The following is a 22573-nucleotide window of genomic DNA, read 5'->3' as shown; positions in this document are numbered from 1 at the left end:
CCCTGTTCTGGTCTCACGACGGGAGGACTGCCATGCCCGGGACCGAACACCTGACCGTGGACCGCGTCGGCGCGACCCTCGTGCTCACCCTCAACCGGCCGGAGGCGAGGAACGCCCTCTCGCTGCCCATGCTGGCCGGCCTCCACGACGGCTGGCTGGCGGCGGACGCCGACGACGACATCCGCTCCGTCGTCCTCACCGGCGCCGGCGGCTGCTTCTGCTCCGGCATGGACCTCAAGGCACTCGCCGGCCGTGGCACGCGGGACGAAGCCGCCAGGGCCCGCTTCAAGGCCGACCCCGACCTGCACTGGAAGGCCATGCTCCGCCACCACCGGCCGCGCAAGCCCGTGATCGCCGCGGTCGAGGGCCCCTGCGTCGCCGGCGGCACCGAGATCCTCCAGGGCACCGACATCCGCGTCGCCGGCCGCGGCGCCACCTTCGGCCTCTTCGAGGTCAGGCGCGGCCTCTTCCCCATCGGCGGCTCGACCGTCCGCCTGCCCCGCCAGATCCCCCGCACCCACGCCCTCGAAATGCTGCTCACCGGACGCCCGTACACCGCCGACGAAGCCGGGCGCATCGGCCTCGTCGGCCACGTCGTCCCCGACGGCACCGCCCTCGACAAGGCACTGGAGATCGCCGAACTCGTCAACGGCAACGCGCCCTTGGCCGTCGAGGCCGTCAAGGCCTGCGTCCTCGACGCCGAAGGGCTCAGCGAGCGCGACGGCCTCGCCCTCGAACTCGAACGCGGCCGGCCCGTCCTCGGCACCGCCGACGCCCGGGAAGGCGCCCGCGCCTTCGCCGAGAAGCGCCCCGCCGTCTACCGCCGCGCCTGAGCCCGAAGGAGACCCCCGCCGATGCCCGAACCCCTCAGCGCACCGATGGTCGTCGCCTTCCCCTTCACCCGCTCCCTCGGCCCCGTCCAGAGCGCCTTCCTCACCGGCCTGCGCGAACGCACCGTCCTGGGCGTACGCACCCACGACGACCGGGTGCTCGTACCCCCCGTCGAATACGACCCCCGAACGGCCGAGGAGATCCGCGACCTCGTCGAGGTGGACCCCACCGGAACCGTCACCACCTGGGCCTGGAACCCCGCCCCGCGCCGCGGACAGCCCCTGACGCACCCGTTCGCCTGGGCGCTCGTACGGCTCGACGGGGCCGACACCGCCCTCCTCCACGCCCTCGACGCCCCCGGACCCGACGCCGTGCGCACCGGCCTGCGCGTCCGGGTGCGCTGGGCGGAACGACGCGAGGGCGCCATCACCGACATCGCCTGCTTCGAGCCGTACGAACACCCCACCGCCGTCCGGCCCGCCCGCCCGCACGACGGCGTCTTCCCCGACCCCGTCACCGGCATCATCGCCCCCGCCCGCCTCGACTACACCTACAGCCCCGGACGCGCCCAGACCCGGCACCTCCGGGCCCTCGCCGCGCACCGCGTCCTCGGCGAACGCTGCCCCTCCTGCCACAAGGTCTGCGTACCGCCCCGCGGAGCCTGTCCCACCTGCGGCGTCGCCACCACCGAACCAGCCGAGGTCGGACCCCGGGGCACCGTCACCACCTTCTGCGTCGTCAACATCAAGGCCAAGAACACCGGGCACGCCGAGGGCACCGCCGTCGACGTCCCCTACGTCTACGCCCACATCGCCCTCGACGGCGCCGACCTCGCCCTCCACGGACGCATCGCCGGCATCCCCTACGACCAGGTCCGCATGGGCCTGCGCGTGGAACCCGTCTGGACCGACGGCGGCCGCTACCCCGACCACTACCGGCCCACCGGCGAGCCCGACGCCGACTACGACACCTACAAGGGACTCCTGTAGATGGACACCACCAGGGACGTCGCGATCGTCGCCTTCGCCCAGAGCGACCACCGCCGCTCCACGGCCGAGGTGTCGGAGGCCGAGATGCTGCTGCCCGTCCTGCGCGACGCGCTCGACCAGGCAGGACTCGCGCCCGGCGAGGCCGACTTCACCTGCTCGGGATCCAGCGACTACCTCGCCGGCCGGCCCTTCTCCTTCACCATGGCCCTCGACAGCGTCGGCGCCTGGCCGCCCATCGCCGAGTCCCACGTCGAGACCGACGGCGCCTGGGCCCTCCACGAGGCCTGGGTGAAGATCCTCACCGGCGACGCCGACACCGCCCTCGTCTACGCCCACGGCAAGTCCTCCGCGGGCGAGGTCCGCGACGTCCTCAGCCGCCAGCTCGACCCCTACTACGCGGCCCCCCTGTGGCCCGACGCCGTCGCGCTCGCCGCCCTCCAGGCCCAGGCGCTCATCGACGCCGGCGAGACCGACGAACACGCCCTCGCCGCGATCGCCGACCGCAACCGCACCGCCGCCGGCGGCAACCCCCACGCCCAACTGCGCGCACCGGTGCCCGCCGGCGACTACGTCGTACGTCCCCTGCGTACCGGCGACTGCCCACCCGTCGGCGACGGCGCCGCCGCCGTCGTCCTGGCCGCCGGCGACACCGCACGCCGGATGTGCCGCCGCCCGGCCTGGATCCGCGGCATCGACCACCGCGTCGAACCCCACGCCCTCGGCGTCCGCGACCTCACCGACTCCCCCTCCACCCGGCTCGCCGCCGAACACGCCGGAGCCTTCGACGCCCCCCTCGACCTCGCCGAGATCCACGCCCCCTTCACCTCCCAGGAAGTGATCCTGCGCAAGGTCCTGCGCCTCGGCGACGACGTACCGGTCTGCCCCTCCGGCGGCGCCCTGGCCGCCAACCCCGTCATGGCCACCGGCCTGATCCGCCTCGGCGAGGCCGCCGCCCGCATCCACCGCGGCGAGGCCCACCGGGCCCTCGCGCACGCCACCTCCGGACCCTGCCTGCAACACAACCTCGTCGCCGTGCTGGAAGGGGACCGGCCGTGAGCAAGGAACCCGTGGCCGTCGTCGGCATCGGCCAGACCCACCACGCCGCCGCCCGCCGCGACGTCTCCCTCGCCGGACTCGTCCGCGAAGCCGCCCGGCGCGCCCTGGCCGACGCCGAGCTGACCTGGTCCGACATCGAAGCCGTCGTCCTCGGCAAGGCACCCGACTTCTTCGAGGGCGTCATGATGCCGGAGCTGTACCTCGCCGACGCGCTCGGCGCGGCCGGCAAGCCCGTGCTGCGCGTCCACACCGCCGGCTCCGTCGGCGGCTCCACCGCCCTCGTCGCCGCGAACCTCGTCGCGGCCCGCGTCCACCGGACCGTCCTCACCCTCGCCTTCGAGAAACAGTCCGAGTCCAACGCCATGTGGGGCCTGTCCCTGCCCGTCCCCTTCCAGCAGCCCCTCCTCGCCGGCGCCGGCGGCTTCTTCGCCCCGCACGTACGCGCCTACATCCGCCGCAGCGGAGCCCCCGGCGGCGTCGGCGCCCTCGTCGCCCTCAAGGACCGCCGCAACGCCCTGAACAACCCCTACGCCCACCTCCACGAACACGACATCACCCTGGAGAAGGTGCGCTCCTCGCCCATGCTGTGGGATCCCATCCGCTACTCCGAGACCTGCCCCTCCTCCGACGGCGCCTGCGCCATGGTCCTCACCGACCGCGCGGGTGCGGCCCGCGCGCCCCATCCGCCCGCCTGGCTCCACGGCGGCGCCATGCGCAGCGAACCGACGCTCTTCCCCGGAAAGGACTTCGTCTCGCCGCGCGCCGGCCGCGACTGCGCCGCCGACGTCTACCGCCAGGCCGGCATCACCGACCCCCGCCGCGAGATCGACGTCGTCGAGATGTACGTGCCCTTCAGCTGGTACGAGCCGATGTGGCTGGAGAACCTGGGCTTCGCCGCCGAGGGCGAGGGCTGGAGGCTCACCGAGTCCGGAGCGACCGGCCCCGGCGGGGACCTGCCCGTCAACCCCTCCGGCGGGGTGCTGTCCACCAACCCCATCGGCGCCTCCGGCATGCTCCGCTTCGCCGAGGCCGCCCTCCAGGTCCGGGGCGCGGCGGGGGAGCACCAGGTCCCCGGCGCCCGCCGCGCCCTCGGCCACGCCTACGGCGGCGGCGCCCAGTTCTTCTCCATGTGGCTCGTCGCCGCGCAACCGCCGACCCGTTGAGGCGACTTCACACGCGGCCTGTGCGGCCCTCGCGCCGCTCGCTAGTGTGGGCGGGGACCGACGAGCCGGGAGGAGCGCGGACGTGTTGGACAGCACGACTGAACAACTGGCAGGCGACGCGAAGCCGGACCTCGACCTCGCCAACGCCACCTGGCAGTCGAGCGGCCAGGGACGGCGGGGCAACGTCCAGATCGCCTTCGTCGAGGGCTACATCGCCATGCGGGACCGGCGCGACCCGGACGTCCCGGCAGTGATCTTCTCCCCCGGGGAGTGGCGGGCCTTCGTCCTCAGCGCACGGGACGGCGCGTTCGACCTGACCTAGGGCGCGCCCGACGGGGCAGCCCGCCGCGCCCTCCCGCGTCCGGCTGACGCCCGCAGGAAGCGGCCGGGGCCCCTGCGGGCGCCGGGCGGGCGGACGGGCACACGCCGCCCACACGGGTTCCCCGGCGCCACAGCGTGGGAGCGGGCACGTACGATGTGTGCATGTCCTTCCTCCGCCGCCGCAGCGCCGCCACCCCCACCGGGCCGGACTTCGACGTCCTCGCCATGGACCCGGGGGACTGGCCCGGTGACCTCGGGGCCGGGCTGCTGCCCGCGCCCGATGGCAGTTGCCAGGGGGTCTTCCTCCGCTACGACCTCTTCGGCGGGCGCGGCCCGGCGATGATCATCGGGAACCTGCCCGAGGGCTCCCCGGCCCGGGAGCTCGCCGAGGGCCAGGTGCCCTTCGAGGTGGCACAGCTCCTCGCGGCGCTCGGCAACGACGAGCCCGTGGAGGTCGTCGGCACCGAGGACGTACCGGTCATGCACGAGGACAACCTCCTCATCGTGCGGCGCCTGAAGTGCTCCGAGAGCCGGATCTCCTGCACCCAGTTCGACCGCAGCGACGGCGTCCTGGTCACCATCGCCAGCTGGGACCGCCCCATCACGGACGACCTGTACCAGCTGCTCAAGCCGCTGCCCGCGGAGATGTTCCGGGCGGGCTAGCCCCCAGGACCACCGGAGCCCGGCCCGCCCGAAGGCACGCCGGGCTCCGGGGCGTCCGCGCTACCAGTTCGTGTCGCGCACGCTCACGTCGGAGGCCCTCACGAAGGCCACCCGGTGCCCGAACTGGATCTCGTAGTAGACCTCCTTGCCGCGCACCACCCGGTGCCCCGCCGGCTCGAAGGTCGCCGCCCACAGGTATTCGCCCGGCGAGGTCTGCCCCAGGACGTACGCCTGCCCGGCCTGCAGCTTGTACGGCAGCGGCGTCACGGCCTGCACCGGCACGCCCTCCGGGTAGGCCTCCTGCTCCGGATAGGCGCGCCCGTACACCGGGATCTCGCCCAGGCCCTCCTTGGGCGTGACGAGCCGGCCGTGCGCGCCCACCGCCGTCGGGTCCCACCACGGGTTACGGAACCAGGCCTTCTGCCCCAGGTACCAGATCGCCGTCCAGCCGCCCTCCCGGCCCGCCACGGCGAACTGCTGACCGGTGGAGGCGCGGGCGCCCGTGTCGTTGACGTCGACGGTCGAGGGGCTGCCGTCCGGGCGCAGGCCCACGTCCCGGACCAGGGGGGCGTCGTCCCGCGGCGCGACGTGCAGCCGCACCGCCCCCGAGCCGTGCGCGGCGCACTGCTCACCGGGCTTGGCGCAGCCGGTGTAGACGGGCGTGTGGTCGTCGTAGTCGGGGCTGATGGTGACCATGCCGCTGAACGGGCTGCCCACGCCCCGGAAGGGGCGGCCCAGCAGCTCGAAGTAGTGGGCCCAGTCCCAGTACGGGCCCGGGTCGGTGTGCATGCCCTTGATCGTCGCCGGGGTGGTGCCGGGGACGTTGTCGTGCCCGAGGATGTGCTGCCGGTCCAGCGGCACGTCGAGCTTCTGCGCCAGGTACCGCACCAGCCGCGCGGACGTGCGGTACATCTCCTCCGTGTACCAGGCGTCGGGCTGCGCCAGGAACCCCTCGTGCTCGATGCCGACCGACTTGGAGTTCACGTACCAGTTGCCCGCGTGCCAGGCGACGTCCTTGGCCTGCACGTGCTGGGCGACGTGGCCGTCCCCGGAGCGGATCGTGTAGTTCCAGGAGACGTACGCCGGATCCTTGATCAGCTTGATCGTGGTCTCCCAGGTCCCCTCGGTGTCATGGATGACGATGAAGTCGACCTTCTGGGAGGCGGGCCGGTTCTCGACGTCGTGGTTGCCGTAGTCCTTGCCCTCCAGCTGCTGGTACGGGGCGGGGATGGACTCGCAGGCCACCGTGGGCGGGCACTCGACGCCCGCGGCCGCCACGGTGCCCAGCCCCAGCCGGTCCACCTGCTCGGTGCGGGGGGCCAGCCCCGGGCTGCCCGGCAGGGCGACGTCCTGGCCCGCGTCGGTCCTGCGCCGCTGGCCGGAGCGGATCACCTCGTACACGTCGTCGGCGAACGTCCTGGCGGTCGCGCGGTCCGTGGCGCCCGCATAGGCGGCCACCGCCCCGTACCAGTCGGCGGCGTCGTCGCTCAGCGGCAGCCCCAGTCGTTTCTGCTCCGCGGCGAGCAGGGCGGCACCCCCCTGGAGGTTGGCGGCGGGGTCCCGGCGCAGCCGCTCGGGGGACATGCCGGTGAGCTCGGCGGCGCGGTCCAGGGTGCGCAGCCGGGCGGGGAGGGCGCCGCGCTCCGGGGCGGGCGCGGCCACACGGACGGCCGGGCGCGGGCGGGCGGCGTCGCCGCGGGCGTCCTCGGTGGCGTCGCTGTGGTGCGGGGCGGAGGCCAGGGCGGTCGCGGCGTCGGTGAGGTGCATGGGCCCGTAGCCCCCGCCGACGCTGGGGGAGCCGCTGTGGCCGTCCCAGCGGGACTCCAGATACGCGACGCCGAGCAGCACGCTGCTCGGCACGTGGTACCGGTTCGCGGCATCGGTGACCTGGCGCTGGAACACACCGGGGGCCCGCTGCCCCGCGGTCGCGGCCGGCCCGGCCGTGACCACCGGCAGCAGCAGGGCGGCCGACGCGAGCGCGCCGGCCGCCCGCAGCGCTCGACGGCTCCTTCGTGGAGTTCTTCGTGCGTTTCTTCGGGATGGCGTGTGTGGGGACTCCGGGGCGGATCCTCGCAATGCGGCCTCCTCAGGACGGGCCGTGCCGAGCGCCGGCAGTGATGGGGTGCGCGATCAGGCCTGCGGACCGAACCTACCAAGAGGCATCGGCCTGGCCGACGAACCGTCAATCCGACTGGAGCGGTGCTCATCAGACTGGAGTGACGCCGTCCCACACGTCAACGCCCGCGTCGGGGAGTTTCCCGGCGCGGGCGTCGAGGAGCTGCGGAAGTGGTGATCGCCCGTATGAGTGAGCGTCGACACGCCGCCGAGCGACTGTCCCACGCCACAAGTCGGCGGTGCGCCGTGTGGACAGTCGTCGGAATCAGCGGGTGCCCACCGCCGCCCGGACGGCGCGCCGGGCCATGGCGCAGTCGTCGTGCAGCCTCCGCAGCAGCAGCCGCTGCTCCTCTCCGGAGTCGGCCGCGCCGGGCGTCGCGGGCTCCTGCATCGCACGCTGCACGGCCGTCTCGTACGTCCTGATCTCGCGTGTCAGCACCAGCATCAGATTCACCAGGAAGGCGTCGCGGGACGTGGGTCCCGCGGCCTGGGCGTGCTGGCTGATCTGCCGGCGCGCCACCGGGGCGTCGCCCAGGACGGCCCACAGGGTGGCCAGGTCGTACCCGGGCAGATACCAGCCGGCGTGGTCCCAGTCGACCAGCACCGGGCCGGCCGGTGAGAGCAGGACGTTGGAGAGCAGCGCGTCGCCGTGGCAGAACTGCCCCTGGACGTGCGCCAGACCGTGCAACAGCTTCTGGAGATCGCCCATGTCACGGTCGGTGAGCAGCCCCAACTCGTGATACCGGGCGATCCGCTTGCCGTAGTCCAGCGGCATGTCGAACATGCCGGCCGGCGGCCGCCAGAGGTTGACCCGGCAGACGGCGCCGAGCGCCGCCCGGATGTCCGCACGGGGCACGGTGTCCACCGGATGCCGCTGGACGGCGGCGGGCCGGCCGGGCATCCGCTCGATGACCAGCGTGCCGTTGTCCGGATCCGCGGCGATCAGGCGGGGCACCCGCACCGGCGGGCGGTGCCGCACAAACGCCCGGTATGTGGCTATTTCATGCCGGAACCGTTCGGTCCATGCCGGGGAATGGTCCAGTAAACACTTGGCCACGGCCGTACTGCGTCCCGTGGTGCCGACCAGGAGGACCGAGCGCCCTCCGCGGCGGAGCACCTGGACGGGGTTGAACTCCGGACAGATGCGATGGACCGAAGAGATGACCGTGCGCAGCTGTGCGCCCTGGGGCCCGGACAAGTCGATTCTCCCGCTGAGCGGTTGGGCACCGAGCCCCGGGGCCCTCCGCGCCCGCCCGCCTCCGAACGCTGCCCCCACGGCGTGGGAGGGGTCCAGATACGGCCCGCCGCCGCTCTGCTGGGGGCGGAGCGGACGGGGCGGAGCGGACACGGAGGTCGATGCTGCATACATGGGCGGAACAGATCCCTTCGTGTCGGCGAATTGCGACGCTCCCCGGCCCCGGGCCTTCGGTCACCCTGGGGGAATGCTGTCGGGCTGCCGGGTGGCCGGGGGTGCGCGTTCCTACATCACACCCGACCGCGGGTGGCACACCATGTGGCGCACCCTGGCGAACCCTGGCGAATACTCGCTTGGCCCATGACGGCCCGAGTACCTTCAAGTCAGCCGAGGAACCTGGGGGCTTGACGTGACGAGGGAACCCAACACCCGCCTCGCGGACCTGTTCGGCCTGGCCGGATGGTCCAAGGGCGAGCTCGCGAGACTTGTGAACCGGCAGGCGGCGGTCATGGGCCATCCGCAGCTGGCGACCGACACCTCGCGGGTGCGGCGCTGGATCGAGACGGGGGAGTCCCCCCGTGATCCCGTGCCCAAGGTGCTTGCCGCCCTCTTCACCGAGCGACTCGGCCGTGTCGTGACCATCGAGGACCTCGGGTTCGGTCGGCGCGGGCGCACTGCCAAGGGACAGTCCCCGGACGGGCTGCCGTGGCCGCCCGAGCGGACCGCCGCGGTCCTCACCGAATTCACGGGAATGGACCTCATGCTCAACCGACGCGGCTTGGTGGGCGCGGGCGCAGCGCTCGCCGCAGGCTCAGCAATCAGCGGTGCCATGCACGACTGGCTGCACTCCGACCCGGTGCTCGCCTCAGAAGCGCCCCGCATCGACGACCCCCTGCGCGCCATGTCCGCGCAGGCCGACCCGGCATCCTTCGACCGCTACGAGGCGGCCCCCGTGGGCTCGCAGGAGATCGACGCGCTGGAGCGCTCGGTCGAGGTCTTCCGGCTCTGGGACGCCTCCCGGGGCGGCGGCCTCCAGCGCAAGGCGGTCGTGGGCCAGCTCAACGAGGTGGGGGGCATGCTCTCCTACCGCCACCCCGATCACCTCCAGCGCAGGCTGTGGGGGGTCGCCGCGAACCTGGCGGTCCTCGCGGGCTGGATGTCCCACGACGTGGGCCTGGAGCCCACCGCCCAGAAGTACTTCATCATCGCCGCCCACGCGGCCCGCGAGGGCGGTGACCGGCCGCGGGCGAGCGAGGCGCTCTCCCGCTGCGCCCGGCAGATGGTGCACCTGGGCCGGCCCCAGGACGCGCTCGACCTGATGAAGCTGGCCAAGTCCGGTGCCGGGGAGGAGACCCTGCCACGCACCCGCGCCATGTTCGCCACCATCGAGGCCTGGGCCCAGGCGTCCATGGGCCGCGGCCAGGCGGTGCGGCGCACCCTGGGCGAGGCGGAGGAGATGTTCGTCTCCGACAAGACCGACGTACCGCCGCCGAGCTGGATGCAGCTGTTCAACGAGGCGGACCTCCACGGCATGCAAGGCCTGGTCTACCGCACGCTGGCCGAGCACGAACCGTCGGCGGCCGCCATCGCCCAGCGCCACGCCAAGGCGGCGCTGGACATGCGCGAGAACGGCCGTCAGCGGTCGACGATCTTCGACCACATCTCGATCGCCTCCGCGTGCTTCATCGACGACGACCCCGAGCAGGCCGACCGGTACGCCCGGATGGCGCTGCTCACCATCGGGGACACCTCCTCGCACCGCACCTGGGACCGGCTGCGTGAGATGTACCGCCTCACGGCGAAGTACTCGGGCTATCCCAGGATCGAGGAGCTGCGGGAGGACATCCAGCGGGCCCTGCCGAAGGGCCCTGCCGGCAAGAAGAGGACCGCGTCCGCATGAGGGCGGGAGCATGACGGGCCGGATCGGGGAGGAGGCCGGCAGGAGCGGCGAGAAGCCGGCAGGGATGACGGACGGGAGCGCTCCGAGCGGTCGGCGGTGGGCTACGAGCCGACGCGGGCGATCAGCACGCAGGCGTCGTCCTCGCGGTCCTTGTCGCCGAACTCCTCCAGCACCGCCCGCAGGCAGTCCTGGGCGCTTTCCGCGCACGCGAAGCGGGGAGCCAGGTCCAGCAGCCGTTCGGCGGCCGGCCTGCCCACGGGCACGGCCCCGTGCAGGGCCTCGGTGTGCAGCACCAGCACGTCGCCGGGGAACAGCTGTTCCTGCGCCTGGGTGTACACGGCGTCGCCGACCGCTCCCAGCAGCACGCCCTCCGGGGGGCGCAGGGCCCGGCCGCCGCCGTCGCGGAAGAGCAGCGGGGCGGGGTGGTCTGCCTGCGCCCACAGCAGGGAGCGGCTCCCGGCCTCGTAGCGGCAGCAGAGCGCGTTGCCCAGGGCGGGCTGAGCGGAGGCGTCCAGCAGGTGGTTGAGCCGGCTCATCAGCTGGGCCGGCTCGGCCCCGGACAGCGCCATGCCCCGCACCGCGCCGAGCAGCATGGCCATGGTGGAGGCGGCGGCCACCCCGTGTCCGGTGAGGCCGCCGACGCTCAGGAGCGTCTGCCCGCCGGGCAGCTCCATGGCGTCGAACCAGTCGCCGCCGACCAGGCTGCCGGTGGCGGCGGGGAGGTAGTGGCCCGCCAGGTCGAGAGCCCCGGCGGCACCCGGCGTACCGGTGGCGGCGCCCTTCTCCTGGTGCGGGAGCCGCAGGGAGCCGCGCCACGGGGGCAGCACGGCTTCCTGGAGCTCGACCGCGAGCCGGTGTTCCGTCTGCGCGACGTGTCGCTGGTGGTGCACGGAGTCACGGGTCTCGTGCACCTCCTCCCGGCAGCGCCGCAGCTCGGTGACGTCCCGGAGCACGGCCCACATGGAGGCCGTGCAGCCGTCGGCGTCGAGCACCGGCTCGCCCATCATGTGCACCGTGCGCCGCGCGCCGTCGCCGCGCACGATGCGGAACTCGCCGTCGATCGGCTTGCCGTCGACCAGGCAGTCGGTGACCATCGCGGTCAGCACCTCGGTGTCCTCCTCGGCCAGCCAGGACGGCAGCTCGTCGAGGGTCAGGGCGCCGTCCGCGGGGTCGCGGCCGAAGAGCTGGAAGAGCTCGTCGGACCAGGTGACCTCGTCGGTGAGGAAGTTCCACTCGGCGCTGCCCACCCGGCCGGCCGGCCGGGTGGCCTCGCTCTCCCCGGGGCCGCCGGCGGCGGGATCCCCCGGCCGCTCGGCGGTCAGGGTGATCGCGCGCCCCTCGACGGCCTCCGCGGCCGCGAGGTCACCGGTCAGGCCGTCACGCAGCTGACCCAGGTGTTCACCCAGATTGTCGACGTGGTGGACGACCAGCTCGCACAGGGCGCGCTGCCAGCGGGTCCGGGCGTCGTCCGACCGCTCGGCGTCCGCCGCCGCCTCGCGGCGCACGGCGTCGATGCCGCCCCTGAGCCGCCGGGCCTGGGAAATGAGCGCGTCGACCGTGTCGTGCTGCTCAAGCGGCTCGGCGGGGGAACGGTCCGCGGACGGTGGGGACGGCATCAGGAACTCCGATACAGGCGCGGCCCGGCCGGCTCCGGGGGTCCGCCGGAACGGCCGGATGGACTGCTGTAACGACTGTTGCACAGGGAGCGAGGACCTGTATGCGCTTTGGCAATACCCGATACGGTGGTGCTGTGGGCATATGCCCCAGGCAATATGCGACATACGCGACACCGCTCGGCGGAATGGGCCGCTCCGGGTAGGCTGCGGGCGCTCGGGAAACCCCGAGTTCCCACAGTTCACCAGGCATGGCGCCGGTGGACACCGGCAAGAATGCCGTCCGTAAGGAAATCCCGTTGCCAGCCGACTCCCCGCACCGGATGCTGACCCCATGTTCGATCCAGACATAGCGCCCAGCGGCACCCTGCTCGGCCTCCTTCAGCGAGGCCGCGGCGACGGGACCCTGCACGCCCTCGCGGCGCCGCGCGCCGAGGCGCTCGCGGCGCTGAACCACTGCGTGCTCCGGGACCCCCGGCGGGACTGGCAGGTGGAGAACCGCTCCCTCTACTACGCGCGCCTGTATCTGGACCTCGACGGCGGTCTCGACGAGATCGAGCGGCACCTCTTCCACCCGGACGACCTGTTCGACACCGCCGAGGAGCGCACCGGCCTCGCCCTCGCCGTCCTCGGCCACCTCGCCTCCTACGGGCGCGACGACGCCCTCGCGCTCCTGCGCCGCTACGCCGCCACCGGCGGCAACTGGGCCTGGGCCCTGGACGAGCTGGCCCTGCGCGACGACGACGCCGGCCTGCTGGCCCTCGGCGCCCCGGTGCTGGCCCGCTTCCCGCACACCCCCGAGGGCGAGGCCGCCCTCGCGACGGCCGTCCGGGACGCCTTCGAGCCGCGCCCCTGGCGGCTCTGGGCGGAGGACCGGCGGGCCCCGGAGACCGCCGCCCGGGTGCGCGCCGCCCAGGAGCAGGGCTCCTTCGACCGGTGGCAGCGCCAGCTGCGGCCCTCCGGCCCCCGCCCGGGCTGGAGCGTGCGCGAGGTGCTCGACTGGGCCCAGGAGGGGCTCCTCCTGCACCCCGCCCAGCACCGCCACGTGCCCGCGACGCGCTGCCTCACCGCCGTCGCCGGCCCCGAGGACCGTGGAGAGATCATCGAGGCGGCCGCCTTCGGCGCCGACGCCGCCCGCGCCACGGCCCTGCGCTACCTCGCCGAGCACCACGACCCCCAGGCCCTGGACCTCATCGAGACGGCCGCCGCCGACCCGGCCCGCCTCGTGGCGGACGCCGCCGTCACCGCGTTCGAGCGGATGCGCAGCACCGCCGCCCTGGACCGGGCCCGCGTCTGGGTCCACCGCACCGACGCGCTCGGCGGCGCCGCCGCCGGCATGCTCGCCTGCCGGGGCGCCGCCTACGACTCCTCGCTCGTCCTCGGCGCCCTGCGCAGGACGGTGCGGGCCGAGGGCTGTGACGCCCCCGTGCTGTGGGACCTCGTGGACGGAGCCGGCCGGCTGTCGATCGGCTGCGCCGCGCCCGTACTGCGCCACGTCTACCGCGAGACCTCCTCGTCCCACCTGCGCGGCCGCGCCGCCAGGGCGCTCGCCGCGACGGACCCGGCCTTCGCGACCGGCTTCGCGGTCGAGTGCCTGTGGGACTGCGAGGAGTCCACGCGGGAGCTCGCCGCCCGGCACGCCACCACGGCCGACGCGCGGGTGGTGGACCAGCTGCGCAGGCTCGCCGCCGACCCGGCCGAGGAGGCGGAGGTGCAGACGGCGGTCCGCAGCCGCTTCGAGCCGGAGACGCCCACGGTGTGAGCCGGCGCCGGTGATCTTTAGGATGTCGGGGTCCCTTTCCCGCTCACCCAGGAGCACCGTGGCCGTCCAGCGCCGATTCCCCCGTCCCGCCGTCACCGGCGGGCTGTTGCTCACCCTCACGACCGCGCTCGTCGCCCAACTCGGGCCCGCGGCCGCCGTCGCGGAGGCCCAGCAGGTCTCCGCCACGGCCGGTTCCACGCGACCCGTGGGCACCGTGCGCATCACCGAGGGGCAGGTGGCCGAGGCCGCACCCGGCGGCACCATCCTCTATCCCTCCGTGACCAGTTGTCTGACCGTCACCGTCCGTCTGCGCGGCGGCGCGAAGGTGGGCGCCCACGCCAGCCTGTTCCAAGTGCCCGGCGCCTACAGGTCGGACGAGATCCTCGCCGCCGTCAAGCGCCGGGTGGGCGCGCGTGCGGTCACCGCCGTGGAGGTCCGCGGTGCCGTCGGCGCCTGGCACCCCGGCTACTTCACCCGGGCCGTCGAGAGCTACCCCGAGGGCGAGCCCGTCCCCGTGCCCACGGAGGCCGACCCCCAGGGCCTGGCGCGAGCGGTGGCCGAGGGCCTCGGCCTGCCGCCGAGCGTGCGGGTGAGCGTCGAGGACGTGCCCGACGGCGACCAGACCGTCAACTGAAACACGTTCTGCGGGAGCAACTCCCGCCCCCCGTCGCGCTGGAGCACCGCCCGGTCCGTAACTCGGAGGCCGGGCCTGCCCGGTCTGTGCGAAGCTGGCGGGAACACCCCTATGACCAGGAGGTTTCCATGGCGGAAGACACGGCCGGGCCGGGCACGCCCGAGGACGCGGCACACCAGGAGGACGACGCCAAGCGCAAGTTCCGCGAGGCACTGGACCGCAAACGCGGCAAAGCCGCCGAGGGTGCTCAGAGCGCGCGCAACCGGGACGGTTCCAAGATTCACGGCGCACACGGCAAAGCCGGTGGTCAGCGCTCGTTCCGACGCAAGAGCGGCTGAACCCGCACCCCGCCACGTGCGCCGTCCCCGTGGCGGGGTACGCGCCCTGCTGAGCACTCCGTGCCTGTGTTGATAATGGGTGCGCCCCGCGCCCTGCGGGGCACACCGAACCACCAGAGCACCGATACAGGGGGCGTGGATGAAGAGCGATCAGCAACACGAAGGACGGCACCGAGGACGTCTGGCCCGTAGGGTCTCGGCCCTCATCGCCCTGGCGCTGTGCGCCGCCCTGCTGGCCACCCCGGTGGCGGCCGCCGCGCCGGCCGCCACCGGCGCCCACCCGGTCGTGGCCGAGGCCCGGTCCACCGTGACCACGGACGACGGCGCCGCGTCGGCGGTCACCGCCGCGCACCGTTCCCCGGGCGCCGCGGCCGCGCACCACGCCGGCAGCGACCACCAGGTCCTGGCCAAGGACCACAAGACCCTGGCCAAGGACAAGGACAAGAAGAAGAAAAAGAAGAAGAAGGGCTTCTTCAAGCGGCTGGGCACGACCCTGCTGGTGATCGTGATCCTCGGCATCCTGCTCGTCGTGGTGTTCGTCGTGCTGGCGATCTTCCTGCTGCGCCGGGCCTTCAAGCGCCGTCGTTCCTGAGCCCCGGTTCCCCCCGGGTGCCCCCGCCCGGCCTCCCCGGCCGGGCGGGACCCCGCGCTCAGCTCGTCCGCGCGACCCAGACGAGGGCGAGCCAGGGGCTGGCGGCCGACGCGACCGCCAGGCACCAGCCCGTGGCCGTGGCGGGGAAGCCCAGGAGCAGCGGGAGCACGAGCCCCGCACCGCACGCGAGGATCGCCAGGGCGGGCAGGTGCACCCACGGCTCGAAGCGACGCGCGTAGCGCACCGAGGTCTCCCGCCGGTAGAGGGCCAGGCCCGTGACCGAGCCGGCCGCGAGGGCGAGGATCCAGATGGCCGGCAGGACGAGGATGCGCCCCGCGACCGAGCCGATGTCGGTGTCCGGCGCCTGACGCACCCCCAGGTCCGGGCGGTCCGGCACGTACCGCAACAGGACCGTGCGGCCCTCCTCGGGCATCCCGCTGGTGAGCACGTCGTCGACGGTGACCTGCTGCGGGCCGGATGTGAAGGGGACGGTGACGACGACCGTGGACGCGTACTGGTCGGTGTCGTTGGCCTCCACGCCCGTGGACCGCGGCTCACCCACGATCTTCTCGACGCGCACGTCGAAGTTGCCCGCACCGGCACGGCTGACCTCGGCCAGCCACGCCCCCTCGGCACCGTCGTGTCCCACGCCCTGGCACAGCGCGGCGGCGCTGGTGAGGGCGACGCCGAAGCCCAGCACCCAGGCGAGGGCGCGTGAGCGCCGGGGCTCGGGCCAGGGCTCGTAGCGCCTGCGCCACGCCTTGCGGCGTAAGGTCGCCCGTCTGCGGGCGCGCACGAGCAAGGAGGCCAGGATCCAGCACAGGGCGCCGACGGCGGTCGCACCGAGCAACAGCAGTTGCTGGCGCTTGGGCGGCAGTTCGCGGAGCGGCACCAGGCCGAGCAGCACGGTCGCGTAGCCCACGAGCAGGGTCGCCCACCCCGTGAGCCGCGTCAGTGTCCTCATGCCCCGCATCCCCCGCATCCCCCGCCCACCGGATTGATCTTGACGGGGACAGCGTAAAGGGTGCAATCACCCAGGAAGGCGGCAGGTGGCGGACGGTGGGTCCGGCGCGGGGCCCGTCACTCGAAGGGGACGAGGAACCTCTCCGGCTCGCAGGCGTCGCAGGGGCGGACGTCGAGTGTGGCGACCTTGACCCGGGCCTCCGCCGTGGTCAGGGTGTCCTCCCCGCCCCTCGGCACCCAGCAGCCCGCGTGGTGCAGCTCCTGGAGGTTGCCGCCGGAGCGGCGGTGCACGGTGACCGGCCAGAGCGCGTCCTCGAGATCGTGCCGCCACTCGCCGGTCACCCGCTGGAGAACGATCTCGCGCACCCAGTCGCGAGAGGTTCGGCCGGCTTCTTGCGCAGCGGCCTCAATGCGGACGATTTCGTCAGGGGTGAAGAGCTGCTCCATGTCGCGGGACAGTAGCAGCGCCAAGCCGCGCGCGACCTGGGTTCCCGGCAATGGGGCCCAGTGCTGACCTGCGGGTTGACAGAGAGGAAGGGCTAATTCCGCGTACGGTGGAACAGCCCCCGGTAAACGACGCGCAGCTCCGGCCGCCTGTGGCGTGACTGGCATAGGACGCGGGTCTATACCGGCTGCTTCGGCCCTATACAACGAATCCCCGGCCCTTGGCCATTCCGTTATCACCTGTCCTCGTGAATGCCCCGCATTCCCGACCGGTCTCCGGCGATCACCGGGGGCTCTCGCCCCCGGTGGTGGCGTCGCCCGTCAGGTCGCGGGTGGGGACGCCGTGCGCGTGGGCCAGCCGGAGGGCGTCGTCCAGTTCGTCCTCCGCGACCGCGGCCGCGTAGACGTCACCGGCCGCGAGGGCGGCCGTCAGGGCGGCACGGGCGTCGCGCACCCTCTTCCGCATCGCTTCGGCGAACGCGCTCACGACGGCCCCCTGTGTCGATCGTCTGACTGTGCACGTCTGGTGAATTGAAGAATTCTGCAATTTTAGAGCACCGGAACCGCCGCCGGGTGGGTGATGAGGGTCGGTCTTCGGTGTGTTTGTCACATGATCGCAGGGATGTTTCGTTAACTTTTCTCCAATGTTGTCCCTGCGCTCTGCGCAGCGGTACCCAGGCGGGTGCCCTAATCCCGTGTCCTTACGTGACTGGGGGTGTGTGGTGGCGATTCCGACGAGTGCGGCCCGGCTGGCGGCGGCCCGCGAGTGCCCCGACGCGAACCCGGCCGGCGAGGCCATCCCCTCCCCTGACGGGCCGGCGTCCGACAAGGGGACCGTCGGAGGCCGTCTCGACGCGGGGCCCCCGGGTGCCGTACCCGGCCCCGGAGGCGGCGTGGGCGGGGTGGGGCCGGGCGGACCGGGGGCGCCGGGCTCGGGAGGGCGCGGCGGCAACGGGCCGGGCGGCTCCGACGGCGGGGGCGGCCCCGGGGTGGCCGAACCCACCGCGACGGACGGGCCGGGGGGCTACGACTACGCCGGATTCAGCCGGCTCGCGGGGGAGTTGACCGAACCGCCCCGGGGTGTCTACCGGGTGCGCTACCGGCACCTGCTGAGCCAGGCCCACGGCGGCGGGGTGGGCGTGATGCTGCTGGTCGCGGCGGCACCCCTGGCCTCCGTGACGCTCCTGCTCTGGCTGATGTCGCCGGAGCACTGGCTCCACCGCGAGTACGTCAGCGACCTCGAACGCGGCGCCGACACCGTCATGCTCGTCGCGATCGGGCTCATCGAGCTGTTCCGCGTGGTCAACGTCGCCTCCAACGCCCACGCCACCTGGGTCGCGAGGGACCCCGTGCCGGTGCGCGCGCAGCCGGGGACGCGCGTGGCGTTCCTCACCAGCTTCGTGCCGGGCAAGGAGCCGCTGTCCATGGTGCGGGCGACGCTGGAGGGCGCCGTGCGCATCGAGCACGACGGCCACCTCGACGTGTGGCTGCTGGACGAGGGCGACGACCCCGAGGCCAGACGGCTGTGCGACCAGCTGGGCGTACGGCACTTCTCCCGCAAGGGCGTCGCCCGCTGGAACCAGCCCTCCGGCTGCTTCCGGACCCGGACGAAGCACGGCAACTACAACTCCTGGCTCGACGCCCACGGCGACGAGTACGAATTCATGGCCGTCGTGGACACCGACCACGTGCCGCTGCCCAACTTCCTCGAACGCATGCTGGGCTACTTCCGCGACCCCGACGTCGCGTTCGTCGTCGGACCCCAGGTCTACGGCAACTACACGTCTGCGGTCACCAAGGCCGCCGAGAGCCAGCAGTTCCTCTTCCACGCGCTGATCCAGCGGGCCGGCAACGCCTACGGCTCCCCGATGTTCGTCGGCACCAGCAACTGCGTCCGCGTCAGCGTGCTGCGCCAGATCGGCGGGCTGTACGACTCGATCACCGAGGACATGGCGACCGGCCTGGAGATCCACCGGCGCCGCAACCCCGCCACCGGCCGGCGCTGGAAGTCGGTCTACACCCCCGACGTCCTGGCCGTGGGGGAGGGCCCCTCGACGTGGACGGACTACTTCTCGCAGCAACTGCGCTGGTCGCGCGGTACGTACGACACGCTGCTGCGGCAGTTCTGGCGGGTGGGGTGGAGCCTGTCGCCCGGGCGGCTCCTCAACTACCTGTTCATGGTCACCTATTACCCGATGGCCGCCGTGAACTGGCTGCTGGGCGCCCTGACCTGCGCGCTGTTCCTCGGACTCGGCGCGTCGGGCGTCGCGGTGGAGTCGCAGCTGTGGCTGATGCTCTACTGCGACGCGGCGGCCCTCCAGGTCGGGCTCTACGTCTGGAACCGGCGCCACAACGTGAGCCCCCACGAGCCGGCCGGCTCCTCCGGCGCGGCGGGCATGGTGATGTCCGCCCTGTCCGCCCCGCTGTACGCGCGTTCCCTCGGCGAGGCACTGCTGCGGCGTCGTTCGCGGTTCGTGGTGACGCCCAAGGGCGACTCCGCCAGCCCCGACTGCGCGGCGACCTTCCGCACCCACCTGGTGTGGGCGGGGGCGTTCGCCCTCGCGCTGGCCGCCTCCTGGCTGCTGGACCACGCCCACACGGCGATGCGGGTCTGGGCGCTGCTGGCGATGCTCACCGCGCTCGGCCCGGTGGCGGTGTGGCGGACCGGCCTGTGGCAGGAGCGGCGGGCGCGGGGGGCCGTCCCGGCGGTCGCGACCGCCGGCGGGAAGCAGGAGCCGGGGGCCTCGCGCCCGGTGGGGCAGCGCCGGCGCAGGTGAGGTGCGAGGCCCGCGGCGACGGGCGGTGACGGCACGCGTGCGAATGACGGGATGTGAGTGCGGTGAAGTTCCCCCCGAGTGCGAAGGCCCGCCGGGCGGCCCTGGGCGGCGCGGCCGCGCTGCTGCTGGTGGCGGCCAACGGCCCCGCGGCCGCGGATTTCGCCGGCCGGGCCTGGCACGAGTACACGATCAACCAGGAGTCGTACAAGGAGCGGTACGGGCACTGGGACGTCGTCGACGTCCCGGAGGAGTTCCGGATCAACGCCATCCACGCCGCCCTCCTGCACACCGGCAAGGTGCTGCTGATCGCGGGGTCCGGCAACGACGAGAAGAACTTCAGGGCCGGCACCTTCCAGAGCGTGCTGTGGGATCCCGAGCGCAACACCTTCAAGCAGGTGCCCACCCCCAAGGACATGTTCTGCGCCGGCCACGCCCAGCTGCCCGACGGCCGGCTGCTGGTGGCCGGCGGCACGGCGCGCTACGAGAAGCTGACCGGCGACGTCAAGCGGGCCGGCGGGGCCATGCTCGTGAAGAACGAGAACCCCGACGCCCCCCGGATGCTGCCCGCCGGCACCACGTTCGTCGGTGGCTCCGGCAAGGAGTACCGCTCCCAGTTCCCCGTCCTGGTGCCGCGCGCCGAGAAGGGCGGCGACGGCGGTGGGGCAGGGGGGAAGAAGGTCATGGTGACCGCCTCCCAGGCGCGGGTCTACGTCGAGTCGGTCGTCGAGGGCGAGCAGGGCATCACCCAGACCGCCGACCAGTACCGCGTCAAGGGGCTGACCGGCGACGACGCCCGGGACGTCTACGGGCTCGCGGCCAAGCTGGGCCTGGACAAGAAGGACTTCCAGGGTCTCCGGGAGGCCTACGAGTTCGACCCCGTCGCCGAGCGCTACGTGCCCGTCGACCCCATGGCCGAGGCGCGCTGGTACCCCACGCTCGTCACCCTGCGGGACGGGCGGGTGCTGACGGTGTCGGGCCTGGACGACATGGGCGAGATCATCTACGGCAAGAACGAGATCTACGACCCCCGCACCCGCACCTGGTCCCCGGGCCCGAACCGCTACTTCCCCACCTACCCCGCCCTCTTCCTCACCGGCGGCGGCAAGCTGTTCTACTCCGGTTCCAACGCGGGCTACGGCCCCGCCGACAAGGGCCGCACACCCGGGCTGTGGGACGTGGACGCCAACACGTTCGTGCCCGTGCCCGGGCTGGCGGACCAGGAGATGACCGAGACCTCCGCCTCGGTGCTGCTGCCGCCCGCGCAGGAGCAGAAGGTGATGATCATGGGCGGCGGGGGAGTGGGCGAGGCCCACGAGTCCAGCAGGCGCACCGCCATCGCCGACCTCTCCGACTCCGCCCCCCGCTACGTCCCCGGGCCCGACCTGCCGCGCGCCACCCGCTACCTCAACGCCGTCCTCACGCCCGACGACCAGGTCTTCACCACCGGCGGTTCGGCCGACTACCGGGGCAAGCGGGGCTCGGACATCCTGCGCGCCCAGTACTACGACCCCAGGAACCGAGTCTTCCGCCCCGCCGCCGACCCCACCGTCGGCCGCGACTACCACTCGGAGGCACTGCTGCTGCCCGACGGGCGCATCGCGGTGTTCGGCTCCAACCCCCTCTTCGCCGACAAGGACGACACGCGGACGGGCGTCTTCGAGAAGCGCATCGAGGTCTTCACCCCGCCCTCCCTCTTCCGCGGCCACCGCCCCGCCGCCGTCACCGGCCCCCTGGAGGCGGAGCGCGGCGAGACCGTCGCGCTCCCGGGGGCGGACCCCCGCGACGTCGCCACCGTCCGGCTGATGCGGCCGAGCGCGGTCACCCACGCGACCGACGTGGAACAGCGCTCCATCGCGCTGCGGCCCGCCAGCGGGGACGGCGCGCTCTCCGTGACGGTTCCGGACGACCCCTCGCTGGTGCCGGACGGCTGGTACATGCTCTTCGTCACCGACCGGGAGGGCACTCCGTCCCGGGCCGCCTGGGTGCACGTCCGCTGACCGGCCGGCCCCGCCGTCAGGTCTGCGGCGAGGGCGGCGCGGCGGCCGGGGGCACGGCGGCGGGGGGCGCGGCGGCCGGAGGGGGCGCCGGAGCCGGCCCCGGAGCGGCGGGCACCGGGGCGGGCGGCGCGGGTGCCGGAGCCGGCTCGGGGGCCGGCGGGACCGCCGGCGGCCCGGCGGCCGCGGCCCGGGACAGGTCCAGCGCGTACTCCGACCACCACTGGCCGGCCGGCGGGGCGCCGCGGCAGGCGCCGTCCGACTCCCCGGGCCGCTTGATCCAGACGAACGCGTCGATGCGCCCGTCGCCGGTGGCGGTGGTCGGCGGCGCCCCCAGCGCCCGGCCCGGCGGATTGCACCACGCCTCCTCCCCGTGGGCCTCCACCCCGGAGGGCGGCAGCGGACCGTTGCCGTTGCGGCTGGTGTCGACGATGTAGTGGGCGCCGCCCAGCCGGTCCGAGAGCCGGTCGCCGTACTCGCGCGTGACCGGCGTGGTGTGGAAGTTGGACACGTTGAGCGCGAACCCGTCGGCCTCCCCGACGCCCGCCTCCTTGAGGGCGCCGGCGAGCAGCGCCTGGTCGGAGACCCAGCCCGCGTTGCCCGCGTCGACGTACACCGACGTCCCGCGCTGCGCCTTGAAGGTGCGCACCGCCTCCGCCAGCAGGGCGAGCCGCTCCTGCGCGGCCTCCTTGGGCACGCAGCCCGAGGCCCACTGGGCGATCGCGTCGGGCTCCAGCACCACCCACGCCCGGTGCTCGCCGATCCCCGCCGCCGCCCGCGCCACCCACTCCCGGTAGGCGGCGGCGTCCCGCGCGCCCCCGGAGGAGTACTGGCCGCAGTCGCGGTGCGGGATGTTGTAGGCCACCAGGACGGGGATCCGCCCGGCACGTTCGGCCTCCTCGGCGATCTGCTCGACCTGCCGCCGCGGGTCCTCGGCGTTCATCCACACGGCCGTCGGCTGCTCGGCGATGCGCCGCACCGCCGCCGCGTCCGGCTCCCGCCCGCGCTCCTCCCACACCCGCACCTGGCGGGCCGCGCGCCCGGCGGGCTGCACCCAGAACGGCGAGTCGGGGCCGTCCCCGCCGCCCGACGCCACGGCCCGCCCCGCGCCCTGCGGCAGGCACACGGTGCTCGCGCACAGCAGGACGGCGGCGCCGCGCCGGGCACCGGTGGCGAGGCGGGTCGTTCGGACCCTGGGCATGAGCGCACCTCTTCCGTCACGG

Annotated in this window: 20 protein-coding genes; 13 read left to right on the top strand and 7 right to left on the bottom strand. The window is 73.7% G+C overall.

From position 1 onward, the window contains the following. The first annotated feature begins 32 nt into the window (after positions 1-32). From CYQ11_RS03345 to CYQ11_RS03320, 6 genes are all read left to right on the top strand, one after another. A complete protein-coding gene (locus tag CYQ11_RS03345) occupies positions 33-833 on the top strand; it encodes a crotonase/enoyl-CoA hydratase family protein (RefSeq protein ID WP_099199009.1) in 801 nt (266 codons plus the stop codon). 21 nt (positions 834-854) lie between these two features. Beyond that, complete coding sequence (locus tag CYQ11_RS03340) at positions 855-1820, top strand: Zn-ribbon domain-containing OB-fold protein (RefSeq protein WP_099199008.1); 966 nt, start codon at positions 855-857, stop codon at positions 1818-1820. Next, the gene (locus CYQ11_RS03335) at positions 1821-2876 is read left to right on the top strand and encodes a thiolase family protein (RefSeq protein ID WP_104650951.1); all 1056 of its coding nucleotides are present in this window, start codon (positions 1821-1823) and stop codon (positions 2874-2876) included. Then, positions 2873-4039: a thiolase family protein gene (locus CYQ11_RS03330; protein ID WP_099199007.1), complete on the top strand. Its 1167-nt coding sequence runs from the start codon at positions 2873-2875 to the stop codon at positions 4037-4039. Before CYQ11_RS03335 ends, CYQ11_RS03330 begins: the two co-directional genes overlap by 4 nt. 82 nt (positions 4040-4121) lie before the next feature. Continuing rightward, positions 4122-4361 (top strand): DUF397 domain-containing protein, encoded by a 240-nt coding sequence (locus tag CYQ11_RS03325; protein WP_099199006.1) that lies wholly within the window; start codon positions 4122-4124, stop codon positions 4359-4361. Positions 4362-4522: 161 nt separating this feature from the next. Further along, on the top strand, positions 4523-5023 hold the full coding sequence (locus tag CYQ11_RS03320) for a hypothetical protein (protein WP_099199005.1): 501 nt from the start codon (positions 4523-4525) through the stop codon (positions 5021-5023). Between the two features lie 60 nt (positions 5024-5083). Here the strand turns inward: CYQ11_RS03320 and CYQ11_RS03315 are convergent, their stop codons facing one another. After that, positions 5084-7099 (bottom strand): N-acetylmuramoyl-L-alanine amidase, encoded by a 2016-nt coding sequence (locus CYQ11_RS03315; protein WP_398779767.1) that lies wholly within the window; start codon positions 7097-7099, stop codon positions 5084-5086. Positions 7100-7403: 304 nt separating this feature from the next. Further along, positions 7404-8507, bottom strand: coding sequence for an aminoglycoside phosphotransferase family protein (locus CYQ11_RS03310; protein ID WP_099199004.1), 1104 nt, complete (start codon positions 8505-8507; stop codon positions 7404-7406). Between the two features lie 235 nt (positions 8508-8742). Here CYQ11_RS03310 and CYQ11_RS03305 point away from each other — a divergent pair, with 235 nt between their 5' ends. Continuing rightward, positions 8743-10233 (top strand): DNA-binding protein NsdB, encoded by a 1491-nt coding sequence (locus CYQ11_RS03305; protein ID WP_099199003.1) that lies wholly within the window; start codon positions 8743-8745, stop codon positions 10231-10233. Between the two features lie 101 nt (positions 10234-10334). Here the strand turns inward: CYQ11_RS03305 and CYQ11_RS03300 are convergent, their stop codons facing one another. Continuing rightward, the gene (locus tag CYQ11_RS03300; RefSeq protein ID WP_099199002.1) at positions 10335-11849 is read right to left on the bottom strand and encodes a PP2C family protein-serine/threonine phosphatase; all 1515 of its coding nucleotides are present in this window, start codon (positions 11847-11849) and stop codon (positions 10335-10337) included. Positions 11850-12180: 331 nt separating this feature from the next. On the opposite strand from CYQ11_RS03300, the gene CYQ11_RS03295 reads away from it, so the two are divergent. From CYQ11_RS03295 to CYQ11_RS03280, 4 genes are all read left to right on the top strand, one after another. Next, entirely contained in the window at positions 12181-13608 is a 1428-nt protein-coding gene (locus CYQ11_RS03295; RefSeq protein WP_099199001.1) for a hypothetical protein, read from the top strand. A 58-nt stretch (positions 13609-13666) separates the two neighbouring features. Further along, positions 13667-14242 carry a hypothetical protein gene (locus tag CYQ11_RS03290; protein WP_240003371.1) on the top strand — a complete coding sequence of 192 codons (576 nt, stop codon included), beginning with the start codon at positions 13667-13669 and terminating at the stop codon, positions 14240-14242. Positions 14243-14370: 128 nt separating this feature from the next. Further along, positions 14371-14580, top strand: a complete 210-nt coding sequence (locus CYQ11_RS03285) for a DUF5302 domain-containing protein (RefSeq protein ID WP_099199000.1) — start codon at positions 14371-14373, stop codon at positions 14578-14580. 139 nt (positions 14581-14719) lie between these two features. Then, on the top strand, positions 14720-15172 hold the full coding sequence (locus tag CYQ11_RS03280; RefSeq protein WP_099198999.1) for a hypothetical protein: 453 nt from the start codon (positions 14720-14722) through the stop codon (positions 15170-15172). Between the two features lie 58 nt (positions 15173-15230). On the opposite strand, the gene CYQ11_RS03275 is transcribed toward CYQ11_RS03280, so the two are convergent. The 3 genes from CYQ11_RS03275 to CYQ11_RS03265 all read right to left on the bottom strand — a co-directional run bounded on the left by CYQ11_RS03275 (position 15231) and on the right by CYQ11_RS03265 (position 17066). Further along, positions 15231-16136, bottom strand: a complete 906-nt coding sequence (locus tag CYQ11_RS03275; RefSeq protein WP_146104642.1) for a hypothetical protein — start codon at positions 16134-16136, stop codon at positions 15231-15233. Between the two features lie 116 nt (positions 16137-16252). Further along, positions 16253-16606 (bottom strand): DUF6233 domain-containing protein, encoded by a 354-nt coding sequence (locus CYQ11_RS03270; protein WP_104650950.1) that lies wholly within the window; start codon positions 16604-16606, stop codon positions 16253-16255. Positions 16607-16862: 256 nt separating this feature from the next. Then, entirely contained in the window at positions 16863-17066 is a 204-nt protein-coding gene (locus CYQ11_RS03265; protein ID WP_099198996.1) for a hypothetical protein, read from the bottom strand. A gap of 502 nt (positions 17067-17568) precedes the next feature. Between CYQ11_RS03265 and CYQ11_RS03260 the strand changes: the two genes are divergently transcribed. Both CYQ11_RS03260 and glxA read left to right on the top strand, forming a co-directional pair. Beyond that, positions 17569-19356, top strand: a complete 1788-nt coding sequence (locus CYQ11_RS03260) for a glycosyltransferase family 2 protein (protein ID WP_240003376.1) — start codon at positions 17569-17571, stop codon at positions 19354-19356. Positions 19357-19418: 62 nt separating this feature from the next. Continuing rightward, entirely contained in the window at positions 19419-21353 is a 1935-nt protein-coding gene (gene glxA, locus CYQ11_RS03255; protein WP_099198994.1) for a radical copper oxidase GlxA, read from the top strand. Between the two features lie 16 nt (positions 21354-21369). Here the strand turns inward: glxA and CYQ11_RS03250 are convergent, their stop codons facing one another. Beyond that, positions 21370-22551: a glycoside hydrolase family 6 protein gene (locus CYQ11_RS03250; protein WP_099198993.1), complete on the bottom strand. Its 1182-nt coding sequence runs from the start codon at positions 22549-22551 to the stop codon at positions 21370-21372. Positions 22552-22573: the final 22 nt, after the last annotated feature.

Source organism: Streptomyces cinnamoneus (genome assembly GCF_002939475.1).
In the GTDB taxonomy this organism is placed as follows: domain Bacteria; phylum Actinomycetota; class Actinomycetes; order Streptomycetales; family Streptomycetaceae; genus Streptomyces; species Streptomyces cinnamoneus_A.
The sequence above is the reverse complement of the archived record's forward strand: the minus strand, read 5'-3'. Positions and strand labels throughout refer to the sequence as shown.